Origin of the sequence: Akkermansia muciniphila, from assembly GCF_018709685.1 — a bacterium.
In the GTDB taxonomy this organism is placed as follows: domain Bacteria; phylum Verrucomicrobiota; class Verrucomicrobiia; order Verrucomicrobiales; family Akkermansiaceae; genus Akkermansia; species Akkermansia muciniphila_E.
In genome coordinates, this window is the sequence record NZ_JABDHQ010000003.1 from 1 (window position 1) to 13,439 (window position 13,439).

Annotated in this window: 10 protein-coding genes; 6 read left to right on the plus strand and 4 right to left on the minus strand. The window is 61.1% G+C overall.

Annotated elements, in window-relative coordinates; genetic code table 11:
- The first annotated feature begins 126 nt into the window (after nt 1–126).
- Nucleotides 127–690, plus strand: a complete 564-nt coding sequence (locus tag HHJ06_RS02725; RefSeq protein WP_215427364.1) for a hypothetical protein — start codon at nt 127–129, stop codon at nt 688–690.
- Nucleotides 691–764: 74 nt separating this feature from the next.
- The gene (gene aroB / locus HHJ06_RS02730) at nt 765–1,877 is read left to right on the plus strand and encodes a 3-dehydroquinate synthase (RefSeq protein WP_215427366.1); all 1,113 of its coding nucleotides are present in this window, start codon (nt 765–767) and stop codon (nt 1,875–1,877) included.
- A 186-nt stretch (nt 1,878–2,063) separates the two neighbouring features.
- On the opposite strand, the gene HHJ06_RS02735 is transcribed toward aroB, so the two are convergent.
- Nucleotides 2,064–2,477: a hypothetical protein gene (locus HHJ06_RS02735; protein ID WP_215427368.1), complete on the minus strand. Its 414-nt coding sequence runs from the start codon at nt 2,475–2,477 to the stop codon at nt 2,064–2,066.
- Between the two features lie 304 nt (nt 2,478–2,781).
- On the opposite strand from HHJ06_RS02735, the gene HHJ06_RS02740 reads away from it, so the two are divergent.
- From HHJ06_RS02740 to HHJ06_RS02750, 3 genes are all read left to right on the plus strand, one after another.
- Nucleotides 2,782–4,065 (plus strand): Gfo/Idh/MocA family protein, encoded by a 1,284-nt coding sequence (locus HHJ06_RS02740; RefSeq protein WP_215427369.1) that lies wholly within the window; start codon nt 2,782–2,784, stop codon nt 4,063–4,065.
- Between the two features lie 32 nt (nt 4,066–4,097).
- Entirely contained in the window at nt 4,098–4,802 is a 705-nt protein-coding gene (locus HHJ06_RS02745; RefSeq protein ID WP_215427371.1) for a cytochrome c3 family protein, read from the plus strand.
- Between the two features lie 166 nt (nt 4,803–4,968).
- Nucleotides 4,969–7,833 carry a 4Fe-4S dicluster domain-containing protein gene (locus tag HHJ06_RS02750; RefSeq protein ID WP_215427373.1) on the plus strand — a complete coding sequence of 955 codons (2,865 nt, stop codon included), beginning with the start codon at nt 4,969–4,971 and terminating at the stop codon, nt 7,831–7,833.
- A gap of 103 nt (nt 7,834–7,936) precedes the next feature.
- On the opposite strand, the gene HHJ06_RS02755 is transcribed toward HHJ06_RS02750, so the two are convergent.
- The 3 genes from HHJ06_RS02755 to HHJ06_RS02765 form a co-directional block, all read right to left on the minus strand.
- A complete protein-coding gene (locus HHJ06_RS02755) occupies nt 7,937–8,380 on the minus strand; it encodes a hypothetical protein (RefSeq protein ID WP_215427375.1) in 444 nt (147 codons plus the stop codon).
- A gap of 138 nt (nt 8,381–8,518) precedes the next feature.
- Nucleotides 8,519–10,585 (minus strand): ATP-dependent DNA helicase RecG, encoded by a 2,067-nt coding sequence (gene recG, locus HHJ06_RS02760; protein ID WP_215427376.1) that lies wholly within the window; start codon nt 10,583–10,585, stop codon nt 8,519–8,521.
- Between the two features lie 49 nt (nt 10,586–10,634).
- A complete protein-coding gene (locus tag HHJ06_RS02765) occupies nt 10,635–11,306 on the minus strand; it encodes a peptidoglycan recognition protein family protein (RefSeq protein WP_215427378.1) in 672 nt (223 codons plus the stop codon).
- A gap of 252 nt (nt 11,307–11,558) precedes the next feature.
- Between HHJ06_RS02765 and HHJ06_RS02770 the strand changes: the two genes are divergently transcribed.
- Complete coding sequence (locus HHJ06_RS02770; protein WP_215427380.1) at nt 11,559–13,385, plus strand: phosphoenolpyruvate carboxykinase (GTP); 1,827 nt, start codon at nt 11,559–11,561, stop codon at nt 13,383–13,385.
- Nucleotides 13,386–13,439 lie beyond the last annotated feature (54 nt).

Here is a 13,439-nt window from a genome sequence, read left to right on the forward strand (position 1 = left end):
CCAATCCTTTTCCTTTCATGAAAGGCCCCCTGCCAAGGCTCTTTTCACCGCGTCTTTCCCCTTTTAAACCCTTTTCCCGGCGCCCCTGCCGTGAACATTCCACCTCCGGATTTTGTCTAAACGCGCATGAAGAATCAGGAAATCCATTTGCCAACGCCCGATCCCGAGCATCCTTACGGAGCGGGAAACGGGCGTTACCGTTTTCCGGATATCAACGGCATGAACCTGCTGGGGGATAATGTCTCCCTGCCTCCCATTGTGCCGAAAAGCTTTCATATCATGCTGACCGTGTTTCATCCGGAAACCCTGTACAGCATGAAGAAGTGGCTTCCGTTCTGCGAGGATGTACGCAAGCAGTACAAGCATACCCCCACCCCGGTGGAGTACACCATTTTGCTGGTTTTGCAGCCTCCGCCCATTGAAGGGGACGTTCCGGCTTTCACCCAGGCCCTGGGGGATATTCCGGATTTCTACATGAAGACCAATTCCCTGATTTCCTATTACGACCAGTCTTTCGTACGCCGCAGGCTTTCCCTTCATAAGAAGGCGGAGACCGCGATCGTCCTTCTGGACGGCAACGGCAATATTATCTGGATGGATGAGGGAGCCTTCACGCCCGCACGCGCAGAACATTTAAAGGTCATTCTGGAGACGCTTTCCCCGCTCGCGCCCAAGACAAGGACGCATTAGGAAACGGCGCGCCTTCTTCGCCTCATCCGCACTTTCCGTTTGAGCTTCCTTCCGGAATGCCTCATACTGGCCGCATGCCTACCATTTCTCTTGCTCTCGGGGAACGTTCCTACGATATCCACGTGGAAAACGGCGCGCTGGACCGCGTGGGTGAGTTTGCCTACCGCGCCGGGCTGGACGGCAAGATCGCGATTATCACGGATACCTGCGTGGCTCCCCTTTATGCGGAACGCGTGATGAAGTCCCTGGAGAGCGCGGGCTTTATGCCCAGCCTGCATGTAGTGGAAGCCGGGGAAGCGTCCAAGAATATGCTTCAGGCGCAGGAATTGTGTTCCGAACTGGTACGGGCGGGCATTGACCGCACCGGATGCATCGCCGCCCTGGGCGGAGGCGTGGTGGGGGATTTGGCGGGTTTTGTAGCCTCCGTTTATTACCGGGGCATTCCTTTCATGCAGATTCCCACGACGGTGGTAGCCCAGGTGGACAGCTCCGTGGGCGGAAAGACAGCCGTCAATATTCCGGAGGGGAAAAACCTGGTGGGCGCTTTCCACCAGCCGTCTGTCGTGGTGATTGATCCCACCACGCTGGTGACGCTGGACCGCCGGACTCTGGCGGAAGGACTGGCGGAAGCCGTCAAGCACGCCGCCATCAGGGACGCTTCCATGCTTCATGATTTGAAACGGCTGGGGCCGGAGCTTTCCATCGGCTTTTCCCTGAATACCATTTCCAGGCTTCCGGAGCTGATTGCCCGGAACGTGGCGATCAAGGCCCGCATTGTGGAGAGCGACGAGCTGGAGACGCTTGATATCCGCGCCCTGCTCAATTTCGGCCACACCATCGGCCACGGCATTGAAGCCGCCGTCCCCTACGGCACCATCCTGCATGGAGAAGCCGTGGCGCTGGGCATGCGCGCCGCCCTGTTCCTGAGCGAACGGAAGGCCGGCTTGAGCCCTTCCGATTCCCGGAAGATTCTTTGCGCTCTTGAAGCGCTGGAACTGCCCCTGGTCCTTCCGGACGATATCGACACGGAACTGGTACTCAAGAAAACGGCCTCCGACAAAAAATTCCGGGCCGGGACCATCCGCTTCGTCCTTCTCTCCAAGGCGGGGGAAGCGGGCATTTCCAAGAAAATCACGCGGGAAGACATGGCGGAAGCCATTGAAGAATTGCGCCGCCCCCTGGCCTGATTTTCTCTCCGGAGTTTTCCCAATCCTCCGGAAAGGAGAATTCCAGGCCCCCGTTTCAAAGACAGCCTTTTTCCCGTTAAAGCGGGAAAACCGCTCTCACAAAAAATTGCGCCCTCCCTTCCCTGAAAAGCGGGGAGGGAAAGACGCCGATACAGTCCGCAACTGCCGGACGGAGGCAAACGATTTCTACGGTTCCTCCGGAGTAGGTTCAAACGCATCCACATCCAGAGGCACACTGCCGGTGTATTCTCCGGTGTCCAGGTTGATCCCTTTTAAGGCGTCTTCCAGGGGCAGGGAGCCGTAACATTCCCGGCTGCCCAGGCGCATCAGTTCATTGGCGATGTTCACGCCTTCTTCATTGGAAATATCCTTGGGAAGGGAGGCTGCCAGCTCTTTCACCTCCTCCGCATGGGCGTTTGCCGTCGCCTGGTCCTGGATCAGCACCAGAACGGCCAGCATTTTTTCTCCCGGCGTTTTAGGCACCTCCTGTTCGGAGGGAAGGGGAGTCTTCCCGGTCAGGTCCGGCTTTTTGCCGCTGTCGCAGGAAACAAGGGCCAATGCCGCCAAGGCCATTGTAAAAGGAATGAGATTTTGTTTCATAAAATAATGATCTATTGGTAAGCCGGAGGCCTCAGTGGATTCATCATGAACACAGGGGAATCCGGAGTCAAATCAGTTTTTTACTCCCGTGAAATGTTTTTTCAGACAAAATTTTCCGTCGCGCACGCTTTGTTTTCTGAACAGGGGGAGTATCCCTGTTCAACTAATAGCCAGAATATAGTGCATTCATTGGTTCCCTGCAGCAGACGCAATTTCCGGCAACGGGCGTTGCGTCTGCTTTTTTGCGTCACCACCCCAATACAGCGTTTGATTCCACCGCCTGACAACGTATAATTCCACCGAGATGGGCTCCCCTATTTGGAACAGACGCAGCTTTTTAAGAACCGCCGCGGGAACGGCCGGGTTCCTGGCGGCCATGCCCTATTTGAATGTAAACGCCGCCGGAGCCGTGCCGGACGCCAGGCCGCTGAAGGTTGGCCTGGTCGGCTGCGGAGGCCGCGGCCTGGGCGCCATGAAGAACGCGCTGGACGCGGACCCCGGAACAGTGGCCTGGGCGCTGGCGGACGTGTTTCAGGAACGGATTGATTTCGGCTCCAACCTGCTGGCGGAGGAGTACGGAAGCCGCGTGCAGGTGGATAAGAACCGCATGTTCGACGGCCTGGACGGCTACAAGAAGCTGCTGCAAACGGACATTGACGTGGTGCTGCTCTGCACGCCGCCCGCTTTCCGCCCGGAACATCTGGCGGCGGCCATTGACGCCAACAAGCATATTTATGCGGAAAAACCCGTGGCGGTGGACGTTCCCGGCGTGCTTTCCGTCCTGGAATCCGCACGGCTGGCCAAGCTCCGGAATCTGGTTATCCTGGACGGTTTCTGCTGGCGTTACGACAAGGCGAACGAAGCGGCCCACCACAAACTGTCTTCCGGCCAGCTGGGCCGCGTACTTTCCTTTGACGGCCTTTATTACACCACGCCGCCCAAGTCCCCTCTGGCGCTGGATTCCCGCCCCGCGTCCGATACGGACGTGGCCTGGGCCCTCCGCAACTGGACTGCCTGGAACTGGCTGAGCGGCGGCCAGTTCGTGGAACAGATCGTTCACACGATTGACGGCATGGTGTGGTCCATGAATGAGCAGCTTCCGCTGGCGGCTTTCGGCTCCGGCGGGCGTGCCCAGCGCCGGGACGATGGAGACGTATGGGACCATTACGACGTTTATTTTGAATATGACCACAACGTGGCCGCCCACATCTCATGCAGGCAGTGGGTAGGCTGCCACGGGGAGATCGTGGACCGGACGGTTTGTGAAAAAGGCATGCTGGTCACTCCGTACCGTCCCCACATCCAGGCGGATAAACGCTGGCGTTTCCGCGGAGAACGGGGCAATATGTACGCAGACACGCACGTGGCCTTTTACCGTTTCCTCCGCTCCGGCACCTGGACGCAGACGCTGGAAAGCGCGGCCAACAAGACCCTGGCGGCCATCATGGGACGTGAGGCAGCCCATACCGGGCAGCGCATCACCTGGGAACAGATTAAAAAGAATACCACGCGGCTGGTGCCTGAAGACCTGACGATGGATACGCCGCTGCCCCCGGCCCGCATTCCGCGGCCGGGCAGGACAGCCTGACGGCGGGTCCCGCCTTTTCTCTCTACCGGACCATGGCCAACATCTTTCCACCCAATACCAACAGGCGCTTTTACGGAGGCGTCGCGCTGATTGCGCTTGCCGCCGCACTGGCGCTGGGGGGCCTGTATTACGTCAATTTCCAGGTTCCGGAGTACGAACCCGTGCAACCCGTCCGTTTTTCCCATAAACTCCACGCCGGAGACTTGAACATGAGCTGTACGGCCTGCCACAGCGCAGCCCGCCGCTCGCCCAGGGCAGGCATTCCGGATACGAAGTCCTGCCTGGGCTGCCACCAGCATATTCTTCCCAACAGCCCGCTCATCGCTCCGCTGCGCCAGGCAGCCGATCCCCAATATCCCGGCTACACGGGTGAACCGGTCCGCTGGGTGATGGTCAACCGGCTGTCCGGCCACGCCTATTTCAACCACATGGCCCATCTGAACCGCGGCATCGGCTGCACTTCATGCCATGGCGACGTAGCGGGCATGGAACGCATCAGGGCCCCGCGGGATGCCCGCATGCAGTGGTGCCTGGACTGCCACCGCAACCCGGCGCCGCACCTGCGCCCGCTGGAGGAGACGGCCGCCTCCCATTATTCCGCCGCGGATTATCTCCGCACGCATTCCGTCCGGGATGCGGAAGGAAACCGCCTCCGGACTCCCCTCCAGTTGGGAGATTTCCTGAAACGCCAGTGGAAGATCCAGCCAAAACTGGATTGCTCCACATGCCACCACTAGCAGTACGGAAAGCCTCCGCAGCGCTTGATTTTCACGTTAAATTTTTCTAAAAACCTCCAACCCTCCCACTTTGTCCAGCCAGCAGCCAGCTCCCGGGAATGACGTTCCCCAGAACCATCCCGCTTTTCTTCCGGAAGAAGAGCGGGAGATGACGCGCCGTTCCTTTATGAAATGGATGGGAGCGGGCGCCGCCCTGGTGGGGGTGGGGCTGCCCGCCTGCCGCCGCGTGGAGAAGTACCTGGTTCCCTATAACGAAGGGCCGGAGTGGTCTGTTCCCGGCGTGGAGACGGCTTACGCCACCTGCCTGACCATGGGGGGAAGCGCCCGTCCCGTCCTGGCCGCCTGCTATGAAGGGCGCCCCGTCAAGCTGCTTCCCTCCCTGCCATATCCGGACGGTCCGGGCCTGTCAGCCACGGCCCAGGCCTCCATTCTGGACCTTTACGATCCGGGCCGCAGCAAGCACATCCTGTTCCATGGCAAGCCGGCCTCCGGGGACGAGTTCCGCGGCGCCTTTTCCTCCTGGTCCCGCAATCTTCGGGACGGCGGCAACATAGGCCTTCTTCTTCCCGGAACGGATTCCCCCCTGGTGCGCTCCATGCTGGAGGAAATCACCAGGAAAAACCCCGGCGTCCGGATTTACCATGATTCCCCCGTTCCCGCTCCCGGCTCCGCCATGCAGGCAGGCCTGCCGGAGGAAGTGCGGTTCCGCGTCCGGTTCACCCGCGCCAAGCGCATTCTTGCCCTGGACTGCGATTTTTTGCATGAAAATCCTTACGGCAACACCCGTGACTTCATCGCCGCCCGTTCTCCGGAGGGCCTCCATTACAAGGAGGAGAACCGGAACCGCACGCGCCTTTACGCCGCGGAGGGCCGCGTTTCCCTGACCGGGGCCCATGCCGACCACAGGCTGCCTGTTTCTCCCGCCCGCCTGGCGGTTTTTACGGAGGAGCTGTTCCACTACGTCGCCAGCAGAAAATTCTCCCCCCAGGGCGCCCCGCGTATCCCAGCTTCCCTGACGGAACGGGAATTCACGTGGCTCCGCCACTGCGGGGATGATTTATACAGCCATCCCGGAGAAAGCCTGATCCTGCTGGGGGATAACCATCCGGAGCTGTCCGGGTGGGTCTGGAAGCTCAACCGCCTCCTGGGCGCCATCGGAACCTGCATCCAGCTTTTGAAAGCTCCGGTCTCCGTGCCCCACGGCACGCTGGGGGATTTCATCCGGGACATCCGCCAGAAAAAGGTGGACATCGTTTTCCTGCTGGATTCGGGAAATCCCGTGCTGGATTCCGGGCATGGCCCCGCACTGGCGGAAGCCCTGAACGGAACGGAAAGCATCCACCTGGGCATGTATGAGGATGAAACTTCCCGCGCCTGCCGGTGGCACCTGCCGGCGGCCCACCCCCTGGAAGCCTGGGGAGTGGAGAGGGACCGCCGCGGAAGATTCTGCTACCGCCAGCCCGTCATCCTTCCCCTGTACGGCGGAATTTCCCCGGAGGAAGTGCTTTCCGGCCTGCTTTCCACCAAGGGGCAGCTCATCACGGCGGACAATTCACCCACCCATCTTTCCCCCGTTTACCACCGGGCGCGCAAATGCTTTGAACGTGCCGTGAATCCGGAGAACAAGACCGCCGCCTGGACAGAGGCACTCCAGCGCGGCTATTCGGAGGAAACGGCATACCCCCCCCTCTCCCCGCAGGAAGAATCCGCTTTCGCAGCCATCACGCCGGATGTGTCCGTTACGGAGGTCCGCCCCCATGCGGACGCGCCGGGGAGCGAACTGCTGGAACTGCAATTTTACCCGGATTACACCATCGGGGACGGCCGCTGGAAGCGCAACGCCTGGATGCAGGAATGCCCGGACCCCGTCACGGGCGTCAGCTGGGCGGCTTCCGCACAGGTTTCCCCCGCCACCTTCCGCCGGCTGGGCGGCGCGGGGTCCGGCCCCATGCTCTGCACCATCACGGCCCCCGCAGGGCGCATGGAAGTGATCCTGTGCCCCATCCCCGGAGTGGCGGAAAATCTGCTGGTACTGCCCCTGGGGTACGGCGGCATGAACCACGTGGCGGAAGGCCAGCGGAATTCCAACGGGTATGAACTCCGCACGCAGGTGAACCAGGCGCACGGCTGCGGAATTTCACCGGACCAAGTTGTCCTGCGCGGCCTTCCGGACCGTACGGAGGCCATTCAAAGTCCGGTGGTCCGGCCCTCCCCCTTCACGGCCGGGACGGCCCCGCCTTCAGCCCCGTTCACTTCTCCCGGCGCAGATACCGTTTATCAATGGAAAATGGCGATTGACACCTCGCGCTGCATCGCCTGCAACGCCTGCATGATTGCCTGCCGGGCGGAGAATAACATTCCCGTGGTGGGCCGTGACCAGATGGCGAAGGGCCGCGCGCTGGATTGGATACGCCTTGACAGGTATTTCACGGAGGAGGGGGCCCTTACCGCCATTCCCGTGGCCTGCCAGCAGTGCGGCAAGGCCCCGTGCGAGTCCGTATGCCCCGTAAACGCCACCGTCCACACCACGGAAGGGCTGAACGCCATGGTGTACGCACGGTGCTGGGGCACCCGGTACTGCGCCACCAACTGCCCGTACAAGGCGCGCCGCTTCAACTTTTTTGACTATGCGAAGGCGTCCGAGGAAGCCACCCGCCTCCAGCGCAACCCGAACGTAACTGTCCGTTCCCGCGGCGTCATGGAAAAATGCACCTACTGCGTCCAGATGGTGGAACGCGCCAAAATCCGGCATAAATCCCGCCTGATGAAGGAGCATCCGGGGCAGCCCTCCACCTCCGTCCGGGTGACGGAGAAGGACCTGCTCCTGCCGGACGGCGCGGCGCAGACCGCCTGCCAGCTGGCGTGCCCCATGGGCGCCATCACCTTTGGAAACGTGCTGGATACGTCCTCCGCCGTCTTCCGCGCCAAATCCCTGCCGCGCCATATGGACCTGCTGCCCACCCTGGGGACGGAACCCGGCACCGGCTACCTGGCCCCGGCGCGCAACCCGAACCCCGCCATGGAAGAGTAAGCCCCCGGAGGCGGATTCATCAAAACATCCGTCCCGCCAAAGAATAAGGCCGTCCTTTTCCAAGGACGGCCTTACCAGTCAAAGGTTTTTACAAACTGATCACTTAGTCTTCCACAATTTGTTCCACGGACGTAATCGTTTCCACCACTTCAATGTTGGCGGCGTCAGCGAAGTTGTTCACGGCCTTGAGCAGAGCGGGGGTCATGAGCTTGTCCTTCTGAATGCGTTCGCAGTTTTCCAGCATGTCCACGATGGTATCCTGGGCGTCGCCGTTCATCTTGGTGATTTTAATGGCCTGTTCGGAATTGAGCTTCATCTTTTCCATGGCCTTGTCCAGCTGCTTGGCCTGCTCGGTCAGGGCATTGATCTGCTTGATGGCGATGTCAACCGCCGCATTGTCCTTCACATCGTCCAGAACCTTGTTAGCGGACGAAATGAGGTCGATATTCTGCTTAACCATCTGCACGGGATCGGCAGCGTTCTGGGCAAGAGCGGAGGCGGAGCATACGATGGCCACCACAGGGAGTATTTGGTACGTTTGAATCATTGTTTTATCGGTGTTCGGGTTAAAGAAGAGTCATCCTCTTTGCCTCTTTAGATTCATTCCAAGACAGAAACCGTTGCACGCCGTATCTGTCATACATTCCCTACACGCTGATTGTCAGCACGCCACAGGCAGACAATATTATCCCGTCACACGCCTTTCCTCCCCGTTTTCCAGTAGAAAACGGAGCGGGCGGTACTTGGCGGATTCCAGATCGGGGTCTTCCGCCAGAATGGCCTCCGCCAGCTCCCTCCCGCGGTGGATCAGGCGCGCGTCCAGCAGCCATTCCTCAAAGCGCACGCCCTTCAGGCCGCTCTGGGAGGTTCCCAGCACGTCGCCGGGGCCGCGAAGCTTCAAATCCTGTTCCGCCAGGTCAAACCCGTTGGCCGTGGTTTCCACAATGCGCAGCTTGTCCCACTGTTCATCCTCCGGCAGGGCTTCCGTCATCAGGATGCAGTAGGACTTGTGCGCCCCGCGGCCAATGCGCCCGCGGAGCTGGTGCAGCTGGGAAAGGCCGAAGCTTTCCGCATTGTTGATGATCATCACCGTGGCGTTCGGCACATCCACCCCCACTTCCACCACCGTGGTGGCCACCAGCACGCTGATGCGGTTGGCGCGGAAATCCTTCATGACGGCCTCCTTCTCTTCAGAGGACATCCTCCCGTGCAGCAGTCCCACATCCACCTGGGGCAGAAGCGCCTTCCATTCATCCAGCTCCTTCGTCACGGCCTTCCCTTTCCGGGATTCCTCCCCGTCAATGAGGGGGGAAACCACGTAAATCTGCCTTCCCTCCTCCAGCTGGCTCCGGACGAACGCAACCACCTTCCCCTTATCCTTCTCCGTGCGGATGGCCGTCACCACAGGGCCGCGGCCCCCGGGAACGCCGTCCAGGATGGAGACGTCCAGCTCCCCGTAAAAAGTCAGTGTCAGCGTGCGGGGAATGGGGGTGGCGGTCATCACCAGCACGTCCGGGCGCTCTTCCCGGTCAATCAGCTTTTCCCGCTGGTTCACGCCGAATTTGTGCTGTTCGTCAATCACGACCAGCCCCACACGTTCCGGAACGTTTTTCCCGTACAGCAGCGCGTGCGTGCCCACGACAATTCCTCCCTGGTTCCCGAACGCCACGTGGGATTCCTCCTTCCTGTCCGCCGTCACCAGGGACACGGGAACGTCCAGCTTGTCCAGCATCTGGCGGAACTTCAAGTAGTGCTGCTCCGCCAGAATCTGGGTGGGGGCCATCATCACGGCGGAATATCCGTGCTCCACGGCCAGCAGCATCGCGCACAGGGCCACCAGCGTCTTTCCGGACCCCACATCCCCCTGGAGCAGGCGGTTCATGGAGTGCGGGGCCTTCATGTCCCGGTAAATCTCCCTTACGCAGCGCTTCTGGGCTTCCGTCAGCTCAAACGGCAGGGAATCTGCCAAATCCTTCACCAGATGGCTGGACCCTGCGGTCCGCATGCCGGGCACCGCCTCAGCGCGCCGTCTCCGGTAAGCCACGTTCAACTGCTGGGCCAGGCATTCCTCCAGCGCAAAGCGCCTTCTGGTCCGGTCCCGCGCCTCCACGGATTCCGGAAAATGAAGGTCCTTCAGCGCCGTCTTGCACGGGATGTCCGGAACAAACTCGTAAATCTCCGGTTCCGGTGCGGGGGAAAGACAGGACAGAGCCTCCCAGACGATTTCCCGCAGCCTGCGCACGGCAATCCCCATGCGGCCGCTGTATACGGGAACAATGCGGTTCAGGTGGATGGACTGGTCATCCCCCTCCCGGATGAGTTCAAAATCCGGATGGACGATGCTCAGCTTCTTCCCGTACAGCTTCATGCGTCCGTACACGATCATCTCCTGCCCGGCGCACAGCATCCTGGCCACGCCCGGCATGCTGAACCACAGGCAGGAAAAACGGGCACGCCCCAGGGACTGCTCATCCTCCAGCACGGCTTCCACATAACGCCCGCGGCCCTTGCCGCCCTTCCCTCCCCAGCCTTTCCAGCCCACGTCCACCACGCGCCCCCTCAGGCAGACGGGCGCGCCGGAAGACAGGGAATCATAGCGGTCAAACATGCGGCGGTCCTCATACCTGCGCGGCAGCGTGAACAGCAAATCCCGCACGGTGGCCATTCCCGCGGCCTGCATGGCCGCCAGCTCCCTGGGGCGGATGAAGGCGCACTCCTCCAGGGGAGATGTCAAAAGCAGCTCTCCGGCCATGGGTCCAGGCGTATTCCTCACAGATCGCATCATGATGCGCGCGCCTCCGTCAGAGCGCCGCGGCGGGACGGGTTTCCAGGCAGCGCCTGTAGTAATCCACGCGGGAAACGAACCAGCTCCACTTATGCCCCGGACGCCCGTTGGTCAGCAGCGGGGCCGGACAGTTCTTGCCCGTCCAGTAATAATGGGGCACCACATTGCGGAGGGGGATGTTGTACTGCTTCATCAGCACGGCCGTCAGCTTGGCGGAGCGGTTCCAGGTGACGATGGGGTTGTGGCTTCTTACCTCGCCCATTTCAATCCCGATGGAATACATGTCCCCGGGGCCGCCGCGGTCCGCATGCCGCCCCGTCTCATTCAGCGGAATATGCTGGATGGCCCGGTACTGGTCCACCGTAAAATGCCAGTTCAGGGAGCCCATCGCCCCTCTTTTCAGCGCCCGGGCGTGCGCCGCGGCGTCTCCCGTGGGATTGGCCGTGCTGTGGATGGTGATGAAGCGCGGACGCATGGACCGGGCCGCACGGCGCGGGCGGGAACGCGGAGACATGAAATCACGGCTGATATGCACCTCCCGGGACATCTGGGACATGGTGCGCGGCACGGGGGGAGCGTTCTGAATCTTGAAGCTGACGGCGGGCGGGCGCGAGGCATCCGAACACGCCGCCAGCAGGGCCGGCAGCACCAGAATCACCGCATTTGCCATCAACTTTCTAACATTCATGATTCTTCCCTAGACTATCACGCGCGAGCTGGCAAGCAGATTTCCAGTCAAAACGGCCTTTTTTCTGCTTGCGGGAACACGCCAACAGGGAAAAAACAGGGCCCCGGGAACGGTCCCGCCCGGAGCGCCCCGTATTCCGGGCAACGCCTTCCCCTGCACCGGATTTCCCCTCCCGGAGAAACAAAACGGCCCCGCAAAAAGCCGCACGGGAGACTTGCCAACGCCCATTTCCGTGCATACACTATTTGCACCATGAGTACCACTCACGAAGCAGCTAAGAAGTGGGTCGAAGAAATCGCCCAGCTTTGCCAACCCGACTCCATCTATTGGTGCAACGGCTCTCAGGAAGAAAATGATGAGCTTTGCAACATGATGGTTGAAAAGGGCACCTTTATCAAACTGAACCCCGAGAAGCGCCCCGGATGCTTCCTCGCCCGTTCCACCCCCTCCGATGTGGCCCGTGTGGAAGACCGCACGTTCATCTGCAGCGAGAAGGAAGAAGACGCCGGCCCGACCAACCACTGGGCCGACCCCGCCGAAATGAAGACCAAGCTGAAGGGCTTCTTCAAGGGCTGCATGAAGGGCCGTACCATGTACGTGATTCCCTTCTGCATGGGTCCCCTGGACTCCCCCCTGGCCAAGATCGGCATTGAAATCACGGACTCCCCCTACGTCGTGGTCAACATGCGCATCATGACCAAGATGGGCGCACAGGTTCTCAAGCGCCTGGAAGACGAAGTCAAGGGCGGCGGCAACCCGAAGCGCGACGGCTACGGAACCTTCGTTCCCTGCCTCCACACCGTGGGCGCCCCGCTTGCAGACGGCCAGATCGACGTGCCGTGGCCCTGCAATGAAGAAAAATACATCTGCCACTTCCCGGAAACGGAAGAAATCTGGTCCTTCGGTTCCGGTTACGGCGGCAACGCCCTGCTCGGCAAGAAGTGCCTGGCCCTGCGCATCGCCTCCGCCATCGCCCGCAAGAACAAGTGGATGGCTGAACACATGCTCCTCCTGGGCATTGAATCCCCGGACGGCACGAAGGCCTATGTCGGCGGCGCATTCCCGTCCGCCTGCGGCAAGACCAACCTGGCCATGCTCGTTCCCCCCGCCTCCTACCGCGAAGCCGGCTGGAAGACCTCCATCATCGGTGACGACATCGCCTGGATCTGGCCCCATGAAGACGGCACCTTCCACGCCATCAACCCGGAAAACGGCTACTTCGGCGTGGCTCCCGGCACGTCCTACAAGACGAACCCGATCGCCATGGACACCATCAAGGAAAACGTCATCTTCACCAACGTGGGCCTGACGGACGACGGCGACGTCTGGTGGGAAGGCATGGACGGCCCCGCTCCCGCCCACGCCATCGACTGGCAGGGCAATGACTGGACCCCGGACTGCGGCCGCAAGTGCGCTCACCCGAACGCCCGCTTCACCGCTCCCGCCGCCCAGTGCCCGACGATCGACCCCGAATGGCAGAACCCGGAAGGCGTTTCCCTCTCCGCGATCCTGTTCGGCGGCCGCCGCGCCACCACCATGCCCCTCGTCTTCCAGTCCCGCGACTGGACGCACGGCGTATACGTCGGCGCTACGATGGGCTCCGAAATGACCGCCGCCGCCTTCGGCAACATCGGCCAGGTCCGCCGCGACCCGATGGCCATGCTTCCCTTCATCGGCTACAACGTGGGCGACTACTGGCAGCACTGGCTGGACATGGGCAAAACCGTGGCCAATCCTCCGCTGATCTTCAACGTGAACTGGTTCCGCAAGGACAAGGACGGCAACTTCATCTGGCCGGGCTTTGGTGACAACATGCGCGTTCTCGACTGGATCCTCCGCCGCGCCAAGGGCAAGACGGAAGGCCAGAAGACCGTGCTGGGCGTCTCCCCGACCTACGCCGAACTGGACAAGACCGGCCTGGACTACAGCGAAGAACAGTTCAACGCCAACATGGCTCTCAACCCGAGCGAATGGCAAGCTGAACTGGAAAGCCAGACCGAACTGTTCGACAAGGTGGGCAAGAAGCTCCCGGCCGAACTGGAAGAACAGCGCCAGATCCTCATCAAGAGCTTCTCCTAAGCAGAGAAACTCCTGACTGAGCGTCAACTCAACAGCAGAGGCTGTCCCATGAAC